Below are 25,038 nucleotides of genomic sequence, written 5' to 3'. Positions count from 1 at the left end.
AGGTTAGACTTGATTTGGTCATTGCGTTAAGAAGCCTTAGTTCTGTTAGTCACAGCTATACGTTTGCTCGCAGAACTACCTTATTCCAACTACCCCGCTTTCACTGTCTGGTAAGCCTGGCTAGCAGTTCGCTTTTGCTATTGCATCTCCATGCAGGAGGTCTTAGGCGAAAGCGGCAAAAAATTACCAACGTCGATCTTGTGAAATTTTTATATAAAAATATGCAAATAGCGATGGGAACTTGCATCACTTGCGGCGATGTTGGTGTTCATTGTTGGGGTTCTTGTGTAGGATGTTACACAGTGTTACAAAGAGGCGTTGACCCACCATTGGGGTGTTGAAAATGACAACTAAATCCAATAAGTCTCCAACCATACGATCTAGGTTGGTACTCTTGGTTACTGCTTGTGTCGTGCCAGCATCAATCATGGCTGTGATATTAATTTCATACGACTATTATTTAGCTAGAAAAGAACTTTTCAGTAGCGCTAAGATGATAGCGAATGCGACTGTGATGGAACTGGATAAAGAATTTTCAGTGGTTCAGTCGGCTCTAATGACACTGTCCACTTCTCCAAGTATTTCACATGGAGACCTTGAGGCTTTCCAAGTTCAAGCTATACAAGTCGCGGCCCAACAAGATGTGCTGAATATAGTCCTGGAAGACTCGACGGGAAGGCAGATTTTAAATACTCTAAAGCCATTTTTAAGAGAGCGCTATTTAGCTAGAGAAATCACATCCCCTATATCACTAGGAGGAGGGAAAGAAATGCAAGTTTCTGATCTATTTCAAGGCCCGATAGCACGGCAACTTGTTGTGGCAGTTAGCATTCCGGTGTCTGCCGGAAAAAATCCATACTTCCTTAGTGCAGGTGTTACGCCAAAGCGGTTTGAGCAGATCTTATCACTTCAAAAATTCAAACTTAATTGGATAGTTGCAATACTTGACAGCAGCGGGGCAATTGTCGCTAGATCGCATGATATGTCGCGTTTCGTAGGAAAGAAGGTGCCACCTAATACGCTTGCGGCTATTCGGAACAGCCCGGAGGAAGCAGTTGAATTAACGTCGATTGACGGTGTACCTATGGTCGCTGTGACAGCCTCATCGGGTAAATCGGGATGGTTTGTCGCTATAGGTATCCCGCAAGAGTATTTGCGCTCTGAGTTGAATAGGAAATTTTGGTTTTTAATTTTTTCCTCTACTGTATTGATGGGGGTAGGATTGATATTTTCACTTCATATTGGAAATAATATAAGCCAGGCTATTCGTGAGCTCGTTACTCCTGCACTCGAAATTGGTGGAGAAAAAGTAATTCCTCATAAGGTTTTTTCTATTCAGGAGGCAAACGAGGTTTGGCAAGCGTTGTTTAACACTTCAAAAATGCTTCAGTCAGCTAGGTATCAGGCGCGGCATGATTCACTTACTGGGTTGGCAAATCGGGCACTATTTTGCGAATTTTTAGAACAACAGATGGAAATATGTACTCGAAATCAATCATCGCTCTCCCTTCTTTATGTTGATATTGACAACTTTAAAAAGGTTAATGACACCCATGGTCACGCAACGGGTGATGAACTCCTAATAGCTGTATCTAATAGATTAAAGTCTGTTTTGAGGAAATCTGATATCGCAGCGAGACTAGGCGGGGATGAATTTGCGATCGTTTTGATTGATGCAGATAACGAAAATGCCAAACTAGTAGCGATCAAGCTGTCCGCAAATTTGGAGGACAGTTATTACCTTGGAAATCAGTTAATATCAGCATCTGCAAGTATTGGAGTTTCAAGCTTTCCGTCGGGATGCACAGATAGCCAAACCTTATTGCTGTATGCAGATGAGGATATGTATCGAGTAAAATCTAGTAGACGGGAAAACACGGAAACATCAACTTCAATTGATGCGCTGAAAATTAATTAATTATAAAAACCATCGATGATGGTTTTATATAAATTGCATCAGGATTTTTTCTATTTATTCGTTTATTCGATTAATTTGGCGAACGTATGGAAATACTAACGGCGTGTGGGACTCTTGTCTATAGCAAGCGGGGTGAGCTATTAATTTGCCATATCAGTGGGAATGATAGTTGGGATATTCCAATGGGATTTCGAAAACGAGGAGAGTCAGCCTTACTTGCGGCTCGACGGTCATTGTATGAGCATGTTGGAATATTGGTTGATGAAAAATCTTTTAATTTTTTCGGCGATATAGGTTTTGGTAGTACAAGCAAATTAATTCTTCATGTTCTTCGCGCGCCTAACGATTTCGTTGATTTAGCCAATCATATTTTGACTGTAAACTATGTTCCAAATATTCTCGCTGAAGGTCAACTCGAATTTATCGACGGAATTCGATGGGTAAAAGAAAGTGACGTAAATGAATTTTGCACTCCTTGGGTTGCGCGGCGACTCTTAGGGTTTTCTTGGAGCGCAGCATTGGAATAAAATTATTTCATTGAGGAGATTCGATTGAATAATGGAAAAAATGAAAATTCTAACGATGTTCTTCTCTCTTCCAATGGCGATGGAGATTTAGAAACGGCATGCAAACTAGCTAACGTAGCGTGCGAATTAGTACAACTAAGCGGCGAGATCTTATCTCACGTTGTTCATCTTGCTAGTGGGATGGCAGATTTGCTTACGAAAACATCAGAGCGCATACATTTTTTTTCCAAGTTGTTGAATAATGGAAGGAAAAAAACAATCTCCATTTGCGACAATACAACGTTTGACGATATAGAAATATTGGTTTGCGATACGAAGAAACAAAGTGAACAAATAATGAGTTATTTGAGGGAAATTATAGGCTTCAATTCTGATTTTTTAACCGCCGCTTTGCCTAAAAATTACCGCCATGAAATAAATCTGCGATCTATTCTCCTTCATTTTGGCAACCTTAGGAAGCAGGCTTCACTTTTAAAATGTAATACTGCGCTTGGTCAAGCTGATTTAGACAATATTAAACAGTCACTTATGGAGATGGAGGATTTGGTGAAAGAAAATTCATATATGGCAAATGAATGCGTAGGCGCTGCTGGAGTACTGGAATCTCATGCGGATAAAATTTTCAACTATGCTCGAAGGATTGGAAGTTGAAATATTGATTTTGATTTTCGCGGAAATCTGATAATCATCTAGCCGTCCTCCCTTCGGCCGAGCCGAGGAATAAAGTCACGGTACGAATCCGAACTTTATCGAGGAGGACGTCATGTTATTTTGTGGCATTGATCTTCATTACAACAACTGTCTTGTCGTAGTCTCCAACGACAACGACAAAGTTGTGTATTCCAAGCGGTTACCCAACGATCTGGCAACCATCTGCACAGCGCTCAGTCCGTATCAGCAAGAGCTATTCGGCGTAGTCGTGGAGTCCACGTACAACTGGTACTGGCTGGTTGATGGTTTGGTGGCAGCTGGATATTCGCTCCACCTGGCGAACACCACTGCGATAAAACAATATGATGGTCTCAAGCATCGCGGCGACGAGTCCGATGCTCGTCATCTGGCGCACGTTCTCCGCCTTGGCCTGCTGCCGGAGGGCCACATCATGCCCCAAGCCGATCGTGCGTTTCGAGACCTTGCGCGCCGCCGCATGCAGTTAGTTGGGCAACGCACTTCCCAGATCGTTTCGATTGAGACGAGTATGGCTCAGCACATAGGCGCCACAATTTCTGGCAATGCCGTCAAGGAGTTGGCCGCCGATGATATTGATGCGATGCCGATTGGACCGACGGAGGCGCTTGGAATGAAAGCAAACCTCGCGGTTATGCAAGCGCTCCAAGTCCAAATAGATGGAATCGAAGCGACGTTGTCAAAGTACTGCCGGCGCGATAAGGATTACCGGCTGCTGTGCTCCGTAGCAGGCATCGGACCGATCTTGGCAACTGTCATTTTGCTGGAAACTGGCGACATCGGTCGATTTGCTGACGTTGGAAATTACGCGTCGTATTGCCGCTGCGTCGGAAGCGTGCACATGTCCAACGGGAAGAAGAAAGGCGAAGGCAATACCAAGAACGGCAACCGCTTTCTCGCATGGGCGTATGTCGAGGCTGCGAATTTTGCGATACGTTACTGCGAAGCCGCCCGCAAATTTTATCAGCGGAAGAAGGCCAAGCGAAACGGCATCGTGGCCATCAAAGCGGTTGCTCACAAGCTTGCTTCCACATGCTGAAGACTGGCGAGAAGTTTTCTGTGGAGCGATGCTTCACATAATGTTTGGCAACGGCCGACGAGCCAGCAAGTGGGGTGGACAAGCACTCATCACTGAACTTGCCATTGAAGCTTTCGATGTAGGCGTTCTGCTGCGGCTTGCCTGGCTCGATAAACTTCAGCTGCAACTGCCTCCCGTAAGCCCATTTATCCAACGTTTTGCCAGCAAACTCCGGCCCATTATCAACGGTCACTGACATTGGCAAACCTCGCTTCTCGGCCCACGCATGGATAGTCATTAAATGCGTCACAGCGAGCCGCTTTGCTTGCGGGCTTACCACTTTCGGCCAACAACATCCTTCAGCGCCGCGTTATCCAACATCGCATCTGCCAGTAAGCGCTTCCCTTGCGCTGCATGCCGTGGCGCAACTCGTAATTGCGCAGGACAAAGTGCTCCTGAAACGAGAGTCATGTGTTCGGATTGTCGTCTACAAAAAGAATACGCATGGCCGTCGGGAAGAAGGTAAGCTATGCAGGCAGTATCGCATAGGATCGCCAGCATGCAGCACCGCCAACTCAAAAACGCAAAGGCCGCAGTCATGTCTCAGCCTATCCAGCTCGATGCCTCGTTCAGCTTTCAGCAGGCCGCGCTGGCCGAAACCTACCGCGCACTCTGCAAGACCCACGGGGTGGCGTTTGCCGTTTACTTCGTCGACGAATGCAAGGCTCAGGTTATGAGCGCCGCCAGAACGCGCTTATGCGGCCGTAGCGAGGCAGGATTGATGCAAGAAGTCAATCGCCTCAAAGTTGGCTGCGGGCTTGCTTGACGCGGCGTTCACGAGGAGGTGGCGATATGCCCGAGCCGACGCTGACCCAAGATCAGATTATGGCGCTCTACCTGCACCACGAATCAGGGACCTCGTCCGCATTCTATGATCCGCGCGGCTTGGCGCTTGGCTACCTGAGCGCGTATGTGATTGAGGACGAGGCAACGTCCGACCAGCTAATTATCATTACCGAGATTAGCAACGCCATCAAGTACAAGTGCAGCACCGATGGCGTTGTACTAGGCGGCTCCTTATGCTACCGACGCACGCGGTGGGATTCTGGCGACGGCTGGAATGATTGGGTTCTTGTTCCAGCTATGCTGCGTTAATGGACGGGCCTATTGGTTACTCGGGTTTCGGTTACACCTCACTCTGATGAAGAATCTGGTCGCGTGCGCAGACGCCGGTCAATGCTGCCGGCGGCGCCGACAATGTCAATGCGGATATCTATGGGGAAGCGACTGAAAACCGTGCTGATGACCTTACTTGGCGTGCCCATTCGCAACGCCGTGCGCATGCCAGCCTCAGCTCCGAACGCTGCGCGCGTGAGCAGGGCAACAGAAACCTTTTCGGCCATGCCGTAGTCAATTCGTCGTGTCATGCTTGCAGCTTACCCGGGATGGTCCGCGTAGAGCGCTCCACTGACCTACCGTACCAGCCGGCGCCGTGCGCATAACTCATTAACGACCGCAATGAAGCCCAAGATGGAGGCGAATTCGATAATAAATGCGACGGTCCGAGTTGGGGCAACAGCCGTCGGCCAAGCAAAGGGAATGCCTCTAGTGAGCAGGTTGCCGAACATAAACTGTCCGCGTCGTCGAATATGGCACAAATGCGTCCCCTCTCTCCGGTGAGATGCAGAGCGGCGCCTAACTTGTGGTCCGCGACGGCCTCAGCCGGTGCGTTACCTTCCGATTTAGTGGGTCAGGGTAACTTGATATCGAATTTGAATTGTGACTTAAAGGCGGCTGACGTAAAAGCGGCATTTTGCAAGACTGTATAGAATGCGAAACGTCATTTCTTCTCCACAGTCCGCTGGCTTCACCGTTCGCGCCATATTGGCTACGAACATTGTCATGCTTCGGGAGCAGAAAGAATGGTCGCAAGAGATGCTTGGATTCGAGTGCGGATTGCATCGCACTTTTATTGCTCACGTCGAACGGCAAGCAAGAAATATCTCGATCGATAATATCGAAAAGATCGCAACCGCCCTAGGAGTTGAGCCATATCAACTTCTCAAGTCCACTTAGCCTGCACGTTTACAGTTTCAAAATTTGACGCAACTATTTTCAAATCACTGCCTTTAACATTTGAGCCCAAGGATGTGATGCGCTGCCAATTAGCCCGCCTTGAACGCTTTAGCTGCGGCTATGACAGCGTCAAACTTCCCTTTGCGCAAAGCATCGAGCGGATTCTTTTTGCTCAGCGATAAGCGCGGATTTGCAAAGAATTGCCATTTGCTCGTCCCAGACAGCCGATCGAGTTCCTTACATATGGTTTCCAGCTGTATACGATCCAGTCGCTGGTCGGCAAAAAAAGCAGGGTATAGCTTGGTACGGCCGCCGACGTCCAATGAAAACATCCGCAGATCGCGCACGGCCTTATAGATAGCTTGAGGGGGCACGTCTAGGCGCTCAGCCAGCTGCTGGGCATTGACTAGATCTCCGGTAGCTGCCAGGCGCAGAAGAGAGGCCCTCTCTTTTTTTGCGAACTGAGTCAGAAATGCCATATTTGGTTCAGGAGTCAGGTTGCGGGCAATGCCCATTTCGACTTTGCTCACGATGGCCTCCATGCCCAAGTCTCACTCTAACAAAACTGGGTTGTGTCGCGTTGCATAAGGGTGGGAATCTTAGATGCCTCAATCGCCACGATCCCGTCGGTGTTACGCTCAGCAATATATTCGTAAATCGCTTCGCTAATGAGACTAACGTCTTCTGTTTCCACGTACTTCCAGAAAACGTCACCATGCTCTGGGCAATCAGAAAAAAAATCCTGAACCCGTTTATGCACCTGCTCCGGCGCCTCGTTGCGGTGACCATTAAACAACGCCGTTATTTCGTCCACCGTGTTGTATACGAGGCCACAAACAAATGCGTCGGAGGAACGCAAATCTTGAACGTGCTCGCGGAACACCGCATCTTTGGAATAAACCTGGCGCAAATACTCGCGTATCGCTGCGGTTGGAGATGTGGAGGTGACAAAGGCCGGATCCCACATAGTGACGGAATCCTCGTGGGCAACTAGGTATTGGTTTAGCATAGTATGGTCACCGAAAGCAGGGGTTCTGCGGACAGCGGAGTTTGTTGAAAGGTGAGTAATTGTGACTTAAACGGTGCATTTTTAAAAGCCCCATTTGCTGCCTGTCAAAAACTAGGGGCGTTGCTGGAGAGTGAAGTGGGTCACTCATTAGCCGCCCACTGTCAAGGATACGAATTAAGTTGTCCTGCAGTCGCCTGCCATTGACCTGCAAGCTTGATATGCCACGCCAGGAGATATGCACTGCGCTAAGCCCTCTACTTTTTCGCCGGCGCCGACAGCTGCGGCGATTTACTCGTTGATCGGCACGGCCAAGCTGAACGGTGCCGCCCCCGAAGCTTGGTTGCGTCACGTGCTGACGCATATCGCCGATCATCCCGTTAGTCAAATTGATACAGTGTTTCTCAAAAATGTATTTTAATACCCGCCAGATGTCAAAAAACGGCTATTAGGATACGTGTCACATGTATTTTGTATTTTTTTGTATGCCATTACTTGTGACTATATAAGAAATGACTGTGTGTTGAGTCAGTCATGCGCGGTTTCTACAGACTATTTTATCGCCATACGATTGGTACATCGACCTCAGCCGCGTGGAGGGCGAGACGCGCGCGCTGGCCATGCGCATCAAGCAGGCGGTGCACGAGGCCACCGGGTTGACTTGTTCGATTGGCGTCACGCCCAACAAGCTGCTCTCCAAAATCTGTTCCGACCTTGAAAAGCCCAACGGCTTGACCGTGCTGGGTTTTGAAGACATCCCGTCGCGCATCTGGCCGTTGGGTGTGCGCAAGATTAACGGCATCGGTCCCAAGGCCACCGAGAAGCTGGCTTCGCTCGGCATCGAGACCATCGGCCAGTTGGCGCAGGCGGATGCTGGCCTGCTCCAGGATTACTTCGGCGCGCATTACGCGGCGTGGCTGGCGCGCGCTGCGCGCGGCATCGATGAGCGCGAAATTTCCACCAGCTCGGAAAGCAAATCCATCTCGCGCGAAACCACGTTCGAACGCGACCTGCATGCGCGGCAGGACCGCGAGACTTTGTCCGCCATCCTGACCACGCTGTGCGCGCGGCTGGCGGACGACCTCCAGCGCAAAGGCTATGTCAGCCGCACCATCAGCATCAAGCTGCGCTACGACGATTTCCAGATCGTCAGCCGCAACGTTACCTTGCCGCTGCCGATAGCCGATGCCGACGGCATCTTGCAGGCGGCGCGCGAGTGCCTGAAGCGGGTGCCGCTGCAACGCAAGCTGCGTCTGCTCGGGGTGCGCGCCAGCACGCTGGAAGCGCCCGGCGCAACAGTCGCGCGACGGCTGCCGGTACAAGGGGATTTATTCGCCTGAATCCGTTGTATATTGCTATCAGCATCGTTTGCCAGGAGCCACAGATATGCTGGAGCATCTCAGTATTCAACAACGCTTCCGCCTGCTGCTGGTGGTTTCGCTTGCCTGCTTTGCCATGTGCGGGGCGATTGTCTACCGTACGCTGGACGAGATCCGCGTCAACGGCCCCATTTACGAGCGCATCATGCAGGGACAGGATCTGGTGGCGGACATTCTGCCGCCGCCGGCGTACCTGGTCGAGTCCTACCTGATCGCGCTGCAACTGGCCGAGGCCGATGCCGGGCATCTGCCGCCACTACTGCTGCGCTTGCAAGCGGCGCAGAAAAATTATGAGGAGCGCTACCGCTACTGGCAGACGCAAGGCCTGAGCGGCGAACTGGAGGCCAAGTTCCTGCACCAGTCGCATGCGTTGGCCGAGTCCTTCTACATTACTGCGTTTGGCGCAATGGTACCGGCGCTGCAGGCCGGTGACGAACTGATGGCGCGGCGTGCGCTGGCGCGGCTGGGGCCGATCTACGAACAGCAGCGCGAGGTGATCGAAGAAGTGGTGGCGCTGGCACGCCAGCGCAATGCCGACGATGAACGCGCCGCGCGCGAGCGGATACAGGAGATGGCGTGGTCGCTGGGCCTGGTGTTTGCGCTGATCGTCGGTGTGTTCCTCCTGATCTTCAACACCGTGCGCCGCAGTATCGCCGAGCCCATCCTCGACGCCCTGAAAATCACCCAGCGCGTGGCTGGCGGCGACTGGAGCCAGCACATCCGCGCCGATGCGCGCGGCGAAGCGGGCCGGCTGCTGCAGGCGATCCGTGACATCGTCAAGAACACGCAGGCGGAAATCGTCAAAGCGGAAAAGATGGCGGCGCTGGGCTCGCTGGTGGCGGGTGTGTCGCACGAGCTCAACACGCCGGTGGGCAACGGCCTGATGGCAGTCAGCACTCTGAGTGAAGACTTGCGCACCTTCCGCGGCAAGATGCATGAGGGGATTAAGCGCTCGGTCCTGGATGAATTCCTGCACTCGGTGGAAGTGGGGGCCGACCTCGCGATGCGCAACCTGCAGCGCGCGGCCGACCTGATGACCAGCTTCAAGCAAGTGGCGGCGGACCGTGCCAGTTCGCAGCGGCGCCGCTTCCAGCTGCACCAGGTGGTGCACGAAACGCAGATGACCTTGCACCCCATGCTCAAGCGCGCCAACTGCCAGGTGATGGTGGACGTGCCGGGCGGGCTGCAGCTGGACAGCTTCCCCGGTCCGCTGGGGCAGGTGATGACCAACCTGATCGAAAACGCCGTCAAGCACGGGCTGGAAGATGGCGGCGTGATCACGCTCAGCGCGTGGCGTTCGGGTGAGCAGCACGTGACGATTTCGGTGGCCGATCACGGCAAGGGCATCGCCGCCGAGTTGCACAGCCACGTGTTCGAACCGTTCTACACCACCCGGCTGGGACAGGGCGGCAGCGGGCTCGGGTTGCATATTGTCCACAACATTGTGTATCAAATTTTGGGCGGTAGCTTGGAGCTGACCAGCTCGGCGGGGAATGGCGCGCGGTTTGACGTCACCATCCCGCTGGTTGCGCCTTGATTAGCGTGTAAAATGGCGCTCCTTTGCCATTTTCGAAACAAGGCCTATCAACTTTATGTGGTTCAAGAATCTACAGATTTACCGTCTGCCGGCCCCTTGGGCCTACACTCCCGAACAACTGGAAGAAGCGCTCACCAGCGCCGCCTTCACCCCGGCTAGCAGCAATGAATTGCTGCGCCAGGGCTGGGACAAGCCGCGTCCAAACGGCGGCCTGGTCCACGTGGTCAACAAGCAAATGTTGATCGTGCTGGGCACCGAGAAAAAGCTGCTGCCAACCAGTGTGATCAACCAGGTTGCCAAGGCCCGCGCCGCCGAGATGGAAGAGGCCCAGGGCTTCGCGCCGGGCAAGAAAGCCATGAAGGAATTGAAGGAACGCGTGGCCGACGAGCTGCTGCCGCGCGCCTTCTCGATCCGTTCCAACGTCTGGACCTGGATCGACCCGGTCAACGGTTGGCTGGTGGTCGATGCGGCCAGCCCGGCCAAGGCGGACGACGTCATCAAGCTGCTGCTGAAGGCGGTCGACAAGCTGCCGCTGGAAAGCCTGCGCGTGCAGCGCTCGCCGGTCGGCGTGATGACCGAGTGGCTGCAAACCGACGAAGCCCCGGCTGGTTTCACGGTCGACATGGACACCGAGCTGCGCGCCACCGGCGAGAGCAAGGCGGCTGTGCGCTACGTCAAGCACTCGCTGGATCCGGAAGAAGTGCGCCGCCACATCGCCGCCGGCAAGCAGTGCACCCGCCTGGCCATGACCTGGGACAGCAAGATTTCCTTCGTGCTGACCGAACAGCTGGCCATCAAGGGCATCAAGCCACTGGACGTGCTGGATGAAAAAGACGCCGGCGTGCGCAACGACGACGAGCGTTTCGATGGCGATTTTATGCTGATGACCGGCGAACTGGCCAAGCTGATGGCCGACGTGGTCGCAGCACTGGGCGGCGAAGCGAAAGCGTAATTTCCCTCGCCCTTGCCGTTTAGGTAAAAATGCCGCGAAGTCGTTGATTTCGCGGCATTTTTTTGTGGCTGATGCAAGAAAAATTAGCAATTGCCATGTGGAAATTCAGGCAATCTCTGCTATAGTGAAAAGTCTTAGCAAAACAGGAATTGTCTATGAGCGGGCCGACCGGTTTGAGCACCCAGGATATTGCCGCCTTGCCCGTTGCGACGGTGGCGGCATGGACCACTGCTGACATTCTTGACTTGCTCACCCAGCAAGTGGCCGCCTTGCGCACCGACCAGGTGGCTGCACTCAGCAGCAAGCAGCTGGCCGCGCTGGCCCCGCTCAACATGACGGTCATGACTACGCAGGACGTGGCCGCGCTCAAGCCAGCCGTGCTGAATGCCGCCGGCGCCGCCGCGCCCGCGCTGATGGGCGCGCTCACTTCCGACCAGATCATCGCCCTGACCACGGCCCAGGTGGCCGCGCTGGGCAGTAGCGCCTTTGCCGGCCTCACGCCCGGTTCCATCGCCGTGTTTGAAACGGCCGACGTGGCGGCGCTCAGCACCGCCGTCATCGCCGCGCTCGATCCATCCGACATCAGCAGCATGCGGACCCAGCAGTTTGCTGCGCTGGCGTCGCGCCAGGTCGCCGCCTTGTCCACTGCCGACATCCAGGCCATCAGCAGCAACGGCTTTGCCGCCCTCAGCACGCAAGTGATTGCCGGGCTGGCCAGCAAGCAGATTGCCGCCCTCACCGGCGACCAGACCGTGGCCCTGACCACGCGTCAGGCCGCCGCCTTGAGTTCGGCGCAGCTGGCCGCGCTGGGCTCGAACAACTTCATGCTGCTGGAGTCGCAAGACCTCGGCGCCATGGCAACCGCCACCATTGCCGGCCTGTCGACGCGCCAGATTGCCTGGCTGTCGGCCAGCCAGCTGGCCGGCTTCACCTCCGCCCAGTTTGCTGCGCTGGACACGCGCCAGGTCGCGGCCCTGGGCAGCGGCACCCTGATCGGCTTGCCCACCGCTGACCTCGCCGCACTGAGCACTGGCGCGGTCGCGCTGCTGGCCACGGCCGTGCTGGCGCAGTTCAACACCGACCAGGTCCGCGCCCTGACCACCCAGCAGATCAGCGCCCTCAGCAGCGCCCAGCTGGCCGCCATGAACAGCGACCAGATCACCAACCTGCGCACGGCGCAGCTGAACACGTTGAGTTCGCGCCAGATGGCGGGCTTGTCGACTGCGGACATCCTCGCGCTCGACGGCGGCGACTTGCCTTACCTGAACACGGCCGCAATCGCCGCCCTGAGCTCGGCGCAGTTCAGCGCGCTGGGGGCGATTGCCACCCTCACCACGGCCCAGATCGCCGCTCTGCGCGCCACCACGCTGGCGGCCTTGGATGCTGACCAGGCGGCGCTGCTGACCAGCAGCCAGGCCGCCGCCCTCAGCAGCGCGCAAATCGCCGCGCTGTCCAGCACGGCCGTGCAAGCCTTGCCAGACGCCGACATCGGCGCCTTGAAAACCGCCGCCATCGCCGCCCTGTCAACCCGGCAAATGGCAGCGCTGACCAGCCAGCAGTTGGCCGCATTCACCACCACCCAGTTCGCGGTGTTGAACAGCCGCCAGCTGGGCGCGCTGAACAGCGACACCCTGGCCGGCCTGTCGAGCGGCGACCTGGCGGCGCTGACCACCAGCGCCGTGCCGCTGCTGAGCGCCCAGTTGCTGGCGGCGTTGAGTACCACGCAATTGGCCGGCCTCGGCGCGCGCCATTTTGCCGTGATGAGCAGCGCCCAAATCGCTGCCTTCAGCGCCACCCAGATCGCCGCGCTGAGTACCAGACAAATCGTCGGCCTCGGCGCGCTGCAAGCGGCCGCGCTGGGCAGCGACAGTATCAGCGCGCTGGGCAGTGCCGCCCTGCGCGCGCTCGGCACCAGCGCGATTGCCGCGCTCAGTTCGACCCAGCTGCCGCTGCTGGGCGAGGGCGCCGGCGCCAGCCTGCTGGGCGTGCTGAGCACCACGCAAATCGCTGCCTTGACCACGCGCGCGCTGACCGCCATCACTAGTGACCAGATCGTCGCACTGACCACGGCGCAGGCCGCCGTGCTGAACAGCAGCCAGGTTGCCGCCATGGCGGGCACGCTGGTACCGGCCCTGGAAACGGCCGACCTCGCGGCGCTCAACACCAGCGTCATTGCCAGCTTGGGCACGGCACAACTGGCGCAGCTTGACGCCAGCCAGGTGGCGGCGCTGACCACGCAGCAGGCGAGCGTGTTGAACAGCAAGCAGTTCGCCGCACTGAGCTATCCGGCGCTGATGGGCTTGCAAAGCCAGGATGTCGGCGCGCTGTCCACCAGCACCATCGCCGCCATCGCCACCGGTACGCTCAGCGCGCTGACCACCGACCAGTTGGTGGGGCTGGCCACGCGCCAGATGAGTGCGCTCAGCGCGGATCAGCTGAATGCGCTGACCAGCGACCAGATCGTCAACCTGCGCTCGGCGCAAATCGGCGCGCTGAGCTCGCGCCAGATCGCCGGCCTCGGCACCGACGCCGTGGCCGCCATCAGCAGCGCCGGTGTCGCCGCGCTGAACACCGCCGCCATCGCCGCGCTGAGCTCGGCCCAACTGGCGGCGCTGGACATGGATGTACAAGCGCTGAGCACGCGCCAGATCGCCGCCCTGCGCACCAGCACGCTGGCCGGCCTGAGCAGCGACGAAGTGATCGCACTCAGCACCAGCCAGGTGGCCGCCTTCAGCAGCGACCAGGCGCGCGCCTTGCGCAGCGAGACCCTGGCGGCAATGGAAGCGGTCGACTTTGCCGCCCTGCGTACCGCCGCCATCGCCGCGCTGAGCACGCAGCAACTGGCGGCGCTGACCAGCGACCAGCTGGCCGCCATGACCCCGGCCCAATTCAACGCCCTCAGCACGCGCCAGTTGGGGGCGTTGCCGAGCGATGCGGTGGCCGGCTTCTCCAGCAGCAGCCTGGCGGCGCTGGGCCCGGCCTTCCTCGCCGCGCTGGCGCCGGAGATGATCGCGGCGCTGAGTTCGGACCAGTTGAACAGCCTGGGGTCGCAGCAATTTGCCATCCTCAGCAGCCGGCAGCTGGCGGCGCTGACGCCGGACCAGGTGGTCACGCTGGGCACCCGCCAGATCATCGGCCTGAACACGCGCAACCTGCCGGGGCTGAGCAGCGACGACATTGCCGCCATCGGCAGCAATGGCATGCGCGCACTGGGCACGGCTATGCTGCTGGCGCTCAACACGGCGCAGCTGGCGGCGCTGGGCGCCGACCCGGCAGGCAGCCTGTTCGGCACATTGACGACCACCCAGATCAGCGTGCTGGGCACGCGCGCCATCGCCGCGCTGAGCTCCGACCAGGTGGTGGCGCTGACGACCGCGCAGGCATCGATCCTGACCAGTACCCAGCTGGGCGCATTCAACACCAGCGACATTGCGGCGCTGGAAACCGCCGACCTGGCGGCACTGCGTCCGGCAGCGCTGGCGGCGCTGAACACGCGCCAGGTGGCGGTGTTCAGCAGCGACCAGGTGGCGGCGTTAACCAGCGCCCAACTGGCCACGTTGACGGCGGCGCAATTCTCCGCGCTCAGCGCGGACGGCCTGCTGGGGCTGCACCTGAACGATATCGCGGTGCTCAACACCGGCGTGATTGCCGGCCTGTCGACACGCACCGTGGCGGCGCTCACCACCGACCAGCTGGCCGGCTTCAGCACGCGCCAGATCGCCGCGCTGGGCACCAAGCAATTGAACGCGCTGAGCAGCGACCAGATGCTCAACCTGCGATCGGCGCAGATCGCCGCGCTGAGCTCGGCGCAAGTGGCTGGCTTGTCGCCGAATGAAATTGCCGCCATCAGCACCGACAATCTGGCCGTGCTGAAGCCGGCCGTGATTGCCGCCCTCAACGCCGCACAGCTGGGCGTGCTGGGCAACGATCCTTACGGTAGCGGCGACACCGCCATCTGGGCCCTGAGCACGGCGCAGATCGTGGCGCTGCGCACCGCAGCACTGGCTGGCCTGCGTCCGCAGCAGGCGCAAGCGCTGACCTCCGACCAGGTGGCCGCCCTCACCAGCGCCCAGCTGGCGGCGCTGCCGGACGCCGATATACGGGTGCTGGACCTGGAAGACATCGCCGCGCTGAAAATCACCACCATCAAGGGCTTGTCGTCGTCGCAGCTGGCGGCCCTGACCGCCGACCAGTTCGGCATCCTGTCTACGGCTCAGTTTGCCGTGTTGGGGAGCGCGGCACTGACCGGTCTGACGGCGGCGCAAGCGGTGGCCCTCAGCAGCGATCAGGCCGCCGTGATGACCAGCAGCCAGCTCGCTGCGCTGGCGCCAGGCGCGCTGGCCAGCTTGGCAGGGGAAGAGGTGGCGGTGCTGCAGACGCGCGCCATTGTCGGCCTGAGCTCAGCGCAGATGGGTGTGCTGAGCGCGGGCCAGCTGGCGGCGCTGACCACCGCCCAGGTCTCGGTGCTGAACAGCCGTCAGATCAATGCTCTCGGCGACAGCAAGCTTGCCGCCTTCAGCGGCGACAACCTGGCGGCGCTGAACACGCAAGCGATTGCCGCGCTGAGCAAAGGCGTGCTGTCGCGCCTGAGTGCAGACCAGCTGCAAAGCCTGACCACGCGCCAGATCGTTACGCTGGCCTCGACCCAGATCGCGGCCTTGAACAGCCTGCAGATCAACGCGCTGAACACCGATCAGGTGAGCGTGCTGGGCTCGCGCCAGATCGCCGGCCTGTCGCAGGCCGCACTGACCGCGCTGGACACCGACATCGCCGTGCTGAGCACGCAGGCGGTGGCGGCTCTGACCGGCTCGCAAATCGCCGCGCTGGGGGTCAACCTGGCCGGTGCGGCGGTGAATTTCAATTTGTTGGGCACGGCGCAAATTGCCGCCATCAACACCACCGCGCTGCAATACCTAGGCGGGGCGCAGATCAGGGCTTTTGGCAGCGAGCAGATTGCAGCGCTCAGCCTCAAGCAAGTCAACGCGCTGTCGCCGAGCTTCCTGCACATCCTGAGCGCGGTGCAGATGAGCGGCCTCGGCACGGCACAGGTGGCGGCGCTCAGCACCTTGCAGTTGAGCGGCCTGAGCACCAGCCAATTTGCCACCCTGAATGCCGACCAGGTGCATGCCTTGACTGCGACCCAGTTCGGCAGTTTGTCGGCCGTCGACATCGGCGCGCTTAGCCTCGATGCATTGCCGGCGGTCAGCGTAGCGGCGATGGCCGGCCTGACGGCCGAGCAGTTGAACGTGCTCGGCGGCAAAGGCCTGGGCGTGGCAGTGCTGGGTACAGCACAGATCGCCGCCCTCAGCACCAAGGCCTTCAGCAGCCTGAGCACGCAGCAAATGGTGGCGCTGACGGTGAGCCAGGTCGCGGCCCTGAGCGCCGGCCAGATCGCGGCCTTGCCGCTGACCGTGCTCGGCGCAATGGAAGCGCAGGACATCGCGGCCTTGAAACTGTCGACCGTGGCGGCGCTGAAAACGCAGCAGCTGCTGGCGCTGAAAGGCAGCCAGATCGCGGCCCTCAGCGCGGACCAGGTGGCGGTGCTGGGTAGCGCCCAGCTGACGACCCTGTCGGCGGCGCAAGTGGCTTACCTGTCGCTCGACGACATCGCGGTGATCAGCCCGGTGCTGCTGAACGCGGCGGCCAGGGATGGCAACCTGCTGGCGGCCATGAACACGGCGCAATTGCAGGCGCTGAGCGCAGCGCAAGTGGCCGCGTTGAACTCGGCGGCCGTGGCGCGCCTGCGCCCGGCCTCGCTGGCGGCCCTGGATGTGGAGGACGTCGCCGCGCTCAGCACCGGGGTGATCCGTGCACTGAGCGATGAACAATTGCTGGCGCTGACGGCGCAGCAAGTCTCGGTGTTCACCCTGTCGCAAATGGCGGCGCTGCGGCCGAGCGACAGCGCCAGCCAGTTCACGGCAGCGCAGATGGCGGCCTTCTCCGGCCTGCAACTAGCCGCGCTGAGCACGGCCATGATTGCCGACTTGAGCCAGGCGAATTTGCGGGCGATCGAAGTGGCCGACATCGCCAGCCTCGGCACGCAGCAAATCCGCGCGCTGACGCCGTTCCAGCTGTCGTCGCTGACCAATGCCCAGCTGGCGCAGCTGACCATGGTGCAAACTCATGTGATGAGTTCGGCGCAATACTATGGTTTGACGGCGTCGCAGCAGTCGGTATTCAGCGCCGACCAGAAAGCGGCCATGACCTTCGTCACGCCGCTGGTGCTGGACCTGGATGGCAACGGCGTGCGTACGCTGGGACTGGCCGCTGGCGTGCAGTTCGACCTTGCCGCTAGCGGCAGCAAGCGTACCACCGGCTGGGTTGGTTCAGGCGATGGCTTGCTGGCGCTGGACCGCAATGGCGATGGCGTGATCAACGACGGCAGCGAATTGTTCGGCTCGGCGACTAAGCTGGCCGACGGCAGCACGGCGAAGAATGGCTATGAAGCCTTGGCTGCGCTGGACGAGAATGGCGACGGCAAAATCGATGCGAAGGACTCGCTGTACAGCGCGTTACGCGTATGGATCGATGCGGATGCGGACGGCATCAGCCAGCCGGGTGAGTTGAAGAGCTTGTCCCAACTGCACATCGCCAGCCTGAACCTGGACGTACAGCACAGCGACGCCACCGACCACGGCAACCTGATCGGCCTGACCTCAACCTACACCACGGATGACGGCCAGTTGCACGCCGCAGCGGACGTTTGGTTTGCACAAGGGCCGGGCAGCAGCGCCGGCCAGCTGGCGTCAGCGCTGCAGCAATACAGCGCAGCCACGCCGCTCAGCGGCTCAACGCATACCGACCTGGACAGCTTGCGCCAGAAAGCCTTGCAAGCTTGTGCGCAGCAAGGCGTGCTAGTTGCGCCGCGCTAAACCCGGGGTCAGTTCTGCCAATCGCACACGGGTTCATGTACCAATGGCAGAACTGACCCCGGTTTTTTACAGCGGCTGGAATACGCCGGCGGCTTTGTTCTTTTGGACGTTGTCCCAGGCGAAGATTTTGCCGTTCATGGCGACGTACACGCCCGGCGGCAGGGTCTGCGCTACGCCGGCTGCGAAGCCGAGGTTGAACATGGCGTCGGAGTTGGCGATTTCGTAGGGAATCATGGCGCCGGTCAGCACGATGGTCTTGCCCAGGTTGGCCGGGCCCAGCACTTGCGCGGTCTGCGGCATGGTGTCGGTGCCGTGGATGATGACGATGGCTTTTTCGCTGGCCGCGCTGCACGAGGCCAGGATGCGCTCGCGGTCGGCATCCACCATGTCCAGCGAATCCATCAGCGGCAGCTGCTCCAGCGCCACATCGATAGTCAGGCGGCAGCGCTTGAGCAGGTCCGGCACATGGCTGTCGGCAAAACCGAGGGTGCCGTTTAGTTCGTTGTAGTGTTTGTCGAAGGTGCCGCCGGTGGCGAGGATGCGCAAAGTCATGATGAAAGCTCGGGCTGGAAGAAATGATGTGCATCATAACCTAAACACCGGGACTGGAAACTTGGGCGTACTATGTCTACACTGGTTTCTTTGTTCGTTGGTTGACTATGAAAGCGCTCGCTCCCGGCACCGTTATTTTCCACCGCCACCGTGGCTATGGCGTCATCACGACGGTCAATTTGTTGACCGGCTGGATTTCCGCCCGCTTCGGTAGCGAGTCACGCACGCTCGACCTGAATTTGTCCACCGACGAGGTGCAGTTTGCCGACGGCGAAGCCATCCTGTTCCGCCGCGCCCCGCCCGACCGCATGCCGCATGCGCGCCTGATGGCCGTGGTGCGCGAGCTGCACAAGGCCGGTTATCAAAAACTCTATCTGTATTCTTGGCCGAAACCGTCTGGTCTGCACTGGCGCTGGCATTTGTTCACCGGTCCGCGCGACTGGATGCAGCGGTCGTGGCGCGAGGGCTGGTATGGCTCGGGCGCCGATTACAACAGTAATCCTGTGATGGGCTGGGGCGACTTGCCCGGCGCCAGCACCGAGGAACTGATCCACGCGCTGGCCAAATTCGATCCGCAAGGGCTGGCGCAGGCACTGGGGCGCGATGAGGATCACACGGCCTGGTTTGCCAGCGTGTGCGATGCCTTGCTGCCGGGCTATATGTACAGCCTGGACATGCAGCGTCCCGAAGGCGCCCCGCTGACCGAGATGCCGGCGGTGCCGGTGATCCCGGTGCGCGCCACGCTGGCGCCGTATTCCGGACCAGAGATCGGCTGGCCGCCCGGCTGGGCTGGGCTGTGGAGCAAGGTGCATGTGATGCCGGCCCCGCGCGTCAATTTCACTGGCGTGCCGGAAGTGCCGGCGCAGGCCGACTCCGCCGACGAGGCTGACTAGCCACGCGCCTTGGCGGCGTAAGCCGGATTGTTGATATTGGCCGGCTTGCCGTTGGCAAAGTCCACCACGTTCTGGAAGGCATGGCTGAAATACAACTCGTAGCTATCCTGCTCGACGTAGCCCAAGTGTGGCGTCGCCAGCACGGTCGGTATCTTTAAAATCGGCGAATCTGCTGCTAACGGCTCGGAATTGTAGACATCCAGCGCCGCATGTCCCGGCCGGCCCTTGGTCAGCGCCTGCTCCAGCGCATCCGTCTGTACCAGCTCGGCACGGCTGGTATTCACAAACAGCGCGCTCGGCGGCATGCGCGCCAGGTCTTCAGCGGTAACGATGCCGCGCGTGGCGTCGTTCAGCCGCAAGTGCAGACTCAGCACATCAGCCTGTTCAAAAAACGCTTCGCGCGAAACCGCCGCCGTGCAGCCATCCGCCACCGCCTTGGCGCGACTGGCTTCACTGCCCCAAACCATCACCTGCATGCCGAATGCACGGCCAAAACCGGCCACCATCTGGCCGATTTTGCCATAGCCCCAAATCCCCAGCGTGCGCCCCTTGAGCACAAAGCCCAGCCCGTTCAGCTGCGGGTTGATGGACGCCGTCTGCCATAGCCCATCCCTCAAATTGTTCGCATATGGCACGATCTTGCGCGCAGCCGCCATGATCAGCGCCCAAGTCAGCTCCGCCGGCGCGGTTGGCGAACCGACGCCTTCGGCAATCGCAATCCCCAATTCCGTTGCCGCTGCCACATCCACATGGCCGGCCAGCTTGCCTGTCTGCGAAATGAGCTTCAGATTCGGCAGCTTGGAAAGCAATGCCCGGTTGAAATGGGTGCGCTCGCGTATCAACACCAGCGCATCAAAAGGCGCCAGCCGTATCGCCAACTGGCCAACCCCCCGAGTAGTGCTGTTGAACACTTTTACTTCGTGGTTTGCCAACAACTCAAAGCATTTCAAACTTTGAGTTGCATTCTGGTAATCATCAAGAATTGCGATTTTCATGAAAGATAAACGATGTTTTGGTTAATTTCGTAGGGAAATAACAGCTTACGAGATAAGCCGAATAGCTTACTACTTTACTCGGTCAATTCTCCTACATTTTTGTATGGAACGTCTGTTGAGGGGTGTACAATCGGCCGAAAACCAAGGCCCGACGACCAGATCCGGGCCGCGCACGACCGCCGTACACCCGCCGATCCATTTCGAATGGACCTCTGAGCGCAAGCCATAAGCTGACGACGATCCTGCCACCACAGAATTTTAATTAGCATTGGAGAAGTACCATGAACCAACCTGTAATGGGTGGCGTCGCACCATTGAACGCCCCAGCTTACATCAAACAGCAAAAGCTCATCAATTGGGTCGCCGAGATCGCCGCCCTGACCAAACCAGACCGTATTTATTGGTGCGATGGCTCGCAGGAAGAGTATGACCGTCTGTGCGCTGAAATGGTTGCCGCTGGCACCATGAAAAAGCTGAATCAGGAAAAGCGTCCTAACTCCTACCTGGCTTGCTCGGATCCAACCGACGTCGCTCGGGTGGAAGACCGCACCTTCATTTGCTCGGCCACCAAGGAAGAAGCTGGCCCGACCAATAACTGGATGGACCCGGCCGAAATGCGTGCCACCCTGCATCCACTGTTCGACGGCTGTATGACCGGCCGCACCATGTATGTGGTGCCGTTCTCGATGGGCCCGCTGGGTTCGCCGATCGCCCACATCGGCGTGGAGCTGTCGGACTCGCCATACGTGGCAGTCAATATGCGCACCATGACCCGCATGGGCAAAGCCGTCTACGACGTGCTGGGCACTGACGGCGAATTCGTGCCGTGCGTACACACCGTTGGCGCGCCGCTGAAAGCCGGCCAGAAAGACGTGGCATGGCCATGCAATTCCACCAAGTACATCGTGCATTACCCTGAAACCCGTGAAATTTGGTCCTTCGGTTCCGGCTACGGTGGCAATGCGCTGCTGGGCAAGAAATGCTTCGCACTGCGTATCGCATCGAACATGGGTCATCAGGACGCGCAAGCTGGCGGCACGGGTTGGCTGGCTGAGCACATGCTGATCCTGGGCGTGGAATCGCCAGAAGGCAAGAAACACTACATCGCAGCGGCTTTCCCATCGGCATGCGGCAAAACCAACTTCGCCATGCTGATTCCGCCAACTTCGTTCAAAGGCTGGAAAATCACCACTATCGGCGACGATATTGCATGGATCAAGCCGGGCGCCGACGGCCGTCTGTACGCCATCAACCCGGAAGCCGGCTACTTCGGCGTAGCGCCAGGCACCAACGAAAAGACCAACTACAACTGCATGGCCTCGCTGCGCGAGAACACCATCTTCACCAACGTGGCGCTGACCGATGACGGCGACGTATGGTGGGAAGGCCTGAGCAAGCCGGCTCCGCAGCACCTGATTGACTGGCAAGGCAACGATTGGACGCCGGAATCGACCTCGAAAGCCGCGCACCCGAACGCCCGGTTCACCGTGCCCGCAACCCAAAACCCGGTCATCGACCCAGCCTGGGACGATCCAGCAGGTGTGCCAATCTCGGCCTTCATCTTCGGCGGCCGCCGTTCCACCACCGTGCCGCTGGTCACCGAAGCCCGTAACTGGGTAGAAGGCGTCTACATGGCCGCGACCATGGGTTCGGAAACCACCGCCGCTGCTGCCGGCCAGATGGGCATCGTGCGCCGCGACCCGTTCGCCATGCTGCCGTTCATCGGCTACAACATGAGTGACTACTTCCAGCACTGGTTGAGCCTGGGCGAGAAAGTTGGCAAGATCGAAGGCGCCGAGCTGCCGAAGATCTACTGCGTCAACTGGTTCCGTACCGACGAGCAAGGTCATTTCGTCTGGCCTGGCTTCGGCGACAATATGCGCGTGCTGAAATGGATGCTGGAACGCATCGAAGGCACGGCCGGCGGTATCGAAAACATCTTCGGTACCACCCCGCGCTTCGGTGATCTGAACTGGGACGGCATTCCATTCTCGCCGGAAGAGTTCGAAACCATCACCTCGATCGACAAGGATGCATGGCGCGAAGAATTGAAGCTGCACGAAGAATTGTTCAGCAAGCTGGCCTACCACCTGCCTGAAGAACTGAAGGCAGTGAAAGCCGACCTCGAGAAGCGCCTGGCGCGATAAGCCGGCCGGAGGAGACAGCAACGGCGCGTAGCGGTCAAACGCTGCGCGCCGTTTTTTTTATTTGTAATTTCGCACGGGTGTGCTAAAGTTCTGCACATGGATACGTTGACTGCAAAAAGCGAGGCTACTTACGCCACCATCATCGAGGCTGCGCTGGAGATGGCGGCGGCGGAAGGCATCGGCAAATTGTCGCTGGGCGAGCTGGCCAAGCGCACTGGCATCAGTAAAAGCGGAGTATTTTCCCGCGTCGGTTCGCTGGAGGCTTTGCAGTCGGCAGTATTAGATGAATATGACCGGCGCTTTTCGGCTGAGATATTTCTGCCGTCGCTGCAATTTCCAAAAGGTTTGCCGCGGTTAATTGAACAGATTAATGCCTGGTCGCGCCGCACGGCGAATGAAGGCTTGCGTAACTCCTGCTTATACAGTGCCGGTGCTTTTGAATATGACGATTTAAATGGCCCGCTGCGGGACCGTTTGCAGCAAGGTGTGGAAGCGTGGCGTGCATCATTGCGTAAAACAATTTTACAGGCAATGGAATTAGGCCAATTGCGTCCAGATACTGATCCCGGCCAGTTGGTGTACGAGATTTACAGTTTAATTATCGGGTTAATTCACGATACCCGTTTCTTGCGTGAAGAGCTTTCCGGTCGCTACATGCAAAAGGCTTTTGAACGTTTAATCGCATCGTACAAGGTTTTTTGATTTATTTAATAAAATTTCGCACGCACGTGCGAAAACGGAGAAGAAAATGCTAGCCTTAATATTGATCGTGCCTGTGGCCGCTTATCTGGTTACACGCAGCAAGCTCTGGAGCCTGCTGCGCTCGCTTCCCGCCTCGAATGAGGATCTGACCTACTACTGAGGCGCGTCATGCCGGAATTTGGCCTTTACATGCTAATTCTTGGCATAACTTAGCGGGGATATTGCGCTTCCACGCCCAAAACAGCCTTCGGTTCGAGGTAGCTGTCCAGTCCGTACGGGCCAAACTCCCGACCGATACCGGATTGCTTGAAGCCGCCAAAGGGAGCTACCAGGTCGTCGTGAATGCCATTAATATGCACCCGGCCGGCGAGTAACTCACGGGCGATCCGGTTGGCGCGATCAAGATTAGTGGAGCTGATATACGCTTGCAAACCATATGGCGTATCGTTGGCAATCTGAATCGCTTCTTCCTCGGTTTTATACGTGATGATCGAAAGCACCGGTCCGAATATCTCTTCACGCGCAATCGTCATATCGTTGGTGACGTTAATAAATACTGTCGGCTTCACGAAATAACCAGACTCCAATCCGAATGGTTTTCCAATCCCACCGGCCAGCAATTCCGCACCTTCATCCATTCCAATTTGAATATATTTCTGCACGCGTTCAAATTGTTTTTGATTAACCAGCGGGCCGATAGAAACTTCAGCGCGGTGTGGATCGCCCACGACGATCGATTCCACGGCAGCTTTGGCCAATTGTTTTACCAATGCCAGTTTATGCTCCGGCACCAGCAGGCGCGAACCGACAATACAAGCCTGACCATTATTCATAAATGCTGCTTGAATCGCGGTTGGAATGGCTTTTTCAAAATCTGCATCGTCGAGAATAACATTGGCGCTTTTGCCGCCTAATTCCAGCGTTATCCGTTTCATGGTATCGACGCCGAGGCGGGCGATACTCTTGCCGACTGGGGTGGAGCCGGTGAATGAAATTTTGTTAATGTCCTGATGCGTGCTCAGCGCCGCTCCCACCACCTCACCGCGGCCGTTGACGATGTTTACCACGCCCGGCGGCAACTGTGCCGCATGGAAACATTCGGTCAGAATCTGGTTTTGGCGCGCGCTCAGCTCGCTCGGTTTGACCACCACCGTGCAGCCGGCCGCAATCGCGGTGGCGACTTTGTTGGCGATAAACCAGGCGCTGGAATTCCACGGCGTGATGATGCCGACCACGCCCACTGGCTCCAGCACCACCGTGGCTGTGTTCACGGTTTTCACAAACGCATGCGCATCCATTACCTTTTTAACATCTAAAAACATCTTGGCCGTGTAGCGCGAGCGGCCTATGCTGGTAGGCAATGGGCCGCCGTATTCGTCGACCAATGCGGCAGCCGCGTCGTCGGCGCGGGCCAGCACCGCGTCATGCAAACGTTGCAAGATTGCGCCGCGCTCAGCCAGGCTGCTGCGCGAGAACGCCGGGAAGGCGGCTTTGGCGGCGGCGACTGCGCGTTGGACGTCTTCGGCGTCGCCGAGGCGCACCTGGCCGTCGCGCTGGCCGGTGGTTGGATTGATCAGGTCGAACATCTCCTCGCCGTGCGGGGTGACGAACTGGCCATTGATGTAGATGTGCTCGATGGTGTGCATGACAGGCTCCTTGGTAGGTTGATGGAGCCATTCTAGAAATCGGCGCGCCGGCGCATCAGTGCGATTCCTGCCGCAGAGTTGCCTGATTCTGCAATCCATGCCGAAGTTTTAGCATTTCGTCACATTTCCGC

The 25,038-nt window shown here is 58.0% G+C and carries 18 protein-coding genes and 4 pseudogenes; 15 read left to right on the top strand and 7 right to left on the bottom strand.

All coding sequences use genetic code 11. The features are described from left to right. Positions 1–427 precede the first annotated feature (427 nt). From GTP46_RS27620 to GTP46_RS27605, 4 genes and pseudogenes are all read left to right on the top strand, one after another. On the top strand, positions 428–1,918 hold the full coding sequence (locus GTP46_RS27620) for a sensor domain-containing diguanylate cyclase (RefSeq protein WP_161009845.1): 1,491 nt from the start codon (positions 428–430) through the stop codon (positions 1,916–1,918). An 86-nt stretch (positions 1,919–2,004) separates the two neighbouring features. Further along, positions 2,005–2,445, top strand: coding sequence for an NUDIX domain-containing protein (locus GTP46_RS27615; protein WP_161009844.1), 441 nt, complete (start codon positions 2,005–2,007; stop codon positions 2,443–2,445). Between the two features lie 24 nt (positions 2,446–2,469). Further along, on the top strand, positions 2,470–3,096 hold the full coding sequence (locus GTP46_RS27610) for a hypothetical protein (protein WP_161009843.1): 627 nt from the start codon (positions 2,470–2,472) through the stop codon (positions 3,094–3,096). A 112-nt stretch (positions 3,097–3,208) separates the two neighbouring features. After that, positions 3,209–4,212, top strand: a pseudogene (locus GTP46_RS27605) (IS110 family RNA-guided transposase). Between the two features lie 14 nt (positions 4,213–4,226). Here the strand turns inward: GTP46_RS27605 and GTP46_RS30130 are convergent. Then, positions 4,227–4,552, bottom strand: a pseudogene (locus GTP46_RS30130) (integrase core domain-containing protein); the annotation flags it as partial. Between the two features lie 157 nt (positions 4,553–4,709). On the opposite strand from GTP46_RS30130, the gene GTP46_RS27595 reads away from it, so the two are divergent. Together GTP46_RS27595 and GTP46_RS27590 are read left to right on the top strand one after the other, a co-directional pair. Next, positions 4,710–4,976, top strand: a complete 267-nt coding sequence (locus tag GTP46_RS27595) for a hypothetical protein (protein WP_161009842.1) — start codon at positions 4,710–4,712, stop codon at positions 4,974–4,976. Between the two features lie 26 nt (positions 4,977–5,002). Further along, positions 5,003–5,305, top strand: a complete 303-nt coding sequence (locus GTP46_RS27590; protein WP_161009841.1) for a hypothetical protein — start codon at positions 5,003–5,005, stop codon at positions 5,303–5,305. Positions 5,306–5,343: 38 nt separating this feature from the next. On the opposite strand, the gene GTP46_RS27585 is transcribed toward GTP46_RS27590, so the two are convergent. Next, on the bottom strand, positions 5,344–5,577 hold the full coding sequence (locus tag GTP46_RS27585) for a hypothetical protein (protein WP_161009840.1): 234 nt from the start codon (positions 5,575–5,577) through the stop codon (positions 5,344–5,346). A 403-nt stretch (positions 5,578–5,980) separates the two neighbouring features. Between GTP46_RS27585 and GTP46_RS29995 the strand changes: the two genes are divergently transcribed. Then, positions 5,981–6,226, top strand: a complete 246-nt coding sequence (locus tag GTP46_RS29995) for a helix-turn-helix domain-containing protein (protein WP_161009839.1) — start codon at positions 5,981–5,983, stop codon at positions 6,224–6,226. A gap of 89 nt (positions 6,227–6,315) precedes the next feature. Here GTP46_RS29995 and GTP46_RS27575 read toward each other — a convergent pair whose 3' ends face one another. Further along, positions 6,316–6,756, bottom strand: a complete 441-nt coding sequence (locus tag GTP46_RS27575) for an HTH domain-containing protein (protein WP_161009838.1) — start codon at positions 6,754–6,756, stop codon at positions 6,316–6,318. 26 nt (positions 6,757–6,782) lie between these two features. Then, positions 6,783–7,193, bottom strand: coding sequence for a hypothetical protein (locus tag GTP46_RS27570; protein WP_161009837.1), 411 nt, complete (start codon positions 7,191–7,193; stop codon positions 6,783–6,785). A gap of 319 nt (positions 7,194–7,512) precedes the next feature. Here GTP46_RS27570 and GTP46_RS27565 point away from each other — a divergent pair. From GTP46_RS27565 to GTP46_RS27545, 5 genes and pseudogenes are all read left to right on the top strand, one after another. Next, positions 7,513–7,653: pseudogene (locus tag GTP46_RS27565) on the top strand (transposase domain-containing protein); the annotation flags it as partial. A gap of 154 nt (positions 7,654–7,807) precedes the next feature. After that, a pseudogene (locus GTP46_RS27560) lies at positions 7,808–8,572 on the top strand (Y-family DNA polymerase); the annotation flags it as partial. A 46-nt stretch (positions 8,573–8,618) separates the two neighbouring features. Further along, positions 8,619–10,148 carry a sensor histidine kinase gene (locus tag GTP46_RS27555; protein ID WP_161009836.1) on the top strand — a complete coding sequence of 510 codons (1,530 nt, stop codon included), beginning with the start codon at positions 8,619–8,621 and terminating at the stop codon, positions 10,146–10,148. A 55-nt stretch (positions 10,149–10,203) separates the two neighbouring features. After that, positions 10,204–11,100: a recombination-associated protein RdgC gene (locus GTP46_RS27550; protein ID WP_161009835.1), complete on the top strand. Its 897-nt coding sequence runs from the start codon at positions 10,204–10,206 to the stop codon at positions 11,098–11,100. A 155-nt stretch (positions 11,101–11,255) separates the two neighbouring features. Further along, the gene (locus GTP46_RS27545) at positions 11,256–17,972 is read left to right on the top strand and encodes an SPM autocatalytic domain-containing protein (RefSeq protein WP_161009834.1); all 6,717 of its coding nucleotides are present in this window, start codon (positions 11,256–11,258) and stop codon (positions 17,970–17,972) included. Positions 17,973–18,038: 66 nt separating this feature from the next. Here the strand turns inward: GTP46_RS27545 and GTP46_RS27540 are convergent, their stop codons facing one another. Further along, entirely contained in the window at positions 18,039–18,524 is a 486-nt protein-coding gene (locus GTP46_RS27540) for an asparaginase domain-containing protein (RefSeq protein ID WP_161009833.1), read from the bottom strand. A gap of 107 nt (positions 18,525–18,631) precedes the next feature. On the opposite strand from GTP46_RS27540, the gene GTP46_RS27535 reads away from it, so the two are divergent. Then, a complete protein-coding gene (locus GTP46_RS27535; protein ID WP_161009832.1) occupies positions 18,632–19,417 on the top strand; it encodes an L-asparaginase in 786 nt (261 codons plus the stop codon). Here the strand turns inward: GTP46_RS27535 and GTP46_RS27530 are convergent. Then, positions 19,414–20,412, bottom strand: a complete 999-nt coding sequence (locus GTP46_RS27530; protein WP_161009831.1) for a D-2-hydroxyacid dehydrogenase family protein — start codon at positions 20,410–20,412, stop codon at positions 19,414–19,416. The genes GTP46_RS27535 and GTP46_RS27530 overlap by 4 nt on opposite strands. Positions 20,413–20,693: 281 nt before the next feature. Here GTP46_RS27530 and GTP46_RS27525 point away from each other — a divergent pair, with 281 nt between their 5' ends. Both GTP46_RS27525 and GTP46_RS27520 read left to right on the top strand, forming a co-directional pair. Then, a complete protein-coding gene (locus GTP46_RS27525; RefSeq protein WP_161009830.1) occupies positions 20,694–22,559 on the top strand; it encodes a phosphoenolpyruvate carboxykinase (GTP) in 1,866 nt (621 codons plus the stop codon). A 96-nt stretch (positions 22,560–22,655) separates the two neighbouring features. Beyond that, a complete protein-coding gene (locus GTP46_RS27520) occupies positions 22,656–23,261 on the top strand; it encodes a TetR/AcrR family transcriptional regulator (RefSeq protein WP_161009829.1) in 606 nt (201 codons plus the stop codon). Between the two features lie 209 nt (positions 23,262–23,470). Here GTP46_RS27520 and GTP46_RS27515 read toward each other — a convergent pair whose 3' ends face one another. After that, complete coding sequence (locus tag GTP46_RS27515) at positions 23,471–24,907, bottom strand: aldehyde dehydrogenase family protein (protein ID WP_161009828.1); 1,437 nt, start codon at positions 24,905–24,907, stop codon at positions 23,471–23,473. Between the last annotated feature and the right edge of the window lie 131 nt (positions 24,908–25,038).

This window comes from Duganella flavida, assembly GCF_009857445.1.
Taxonomy (GTDB): Bacteria; Pseudomonadota; Gammaproteobacteria; order Burkholderiales; family Burkholderiaceae_D; genus Rugamonas; species Rugamonas flavida.
The sequence above is the reverse complement of the archived record's forward strand: the minus strand, read 5'-3'. Positions and strand labels throughout refer to the sequence as shown.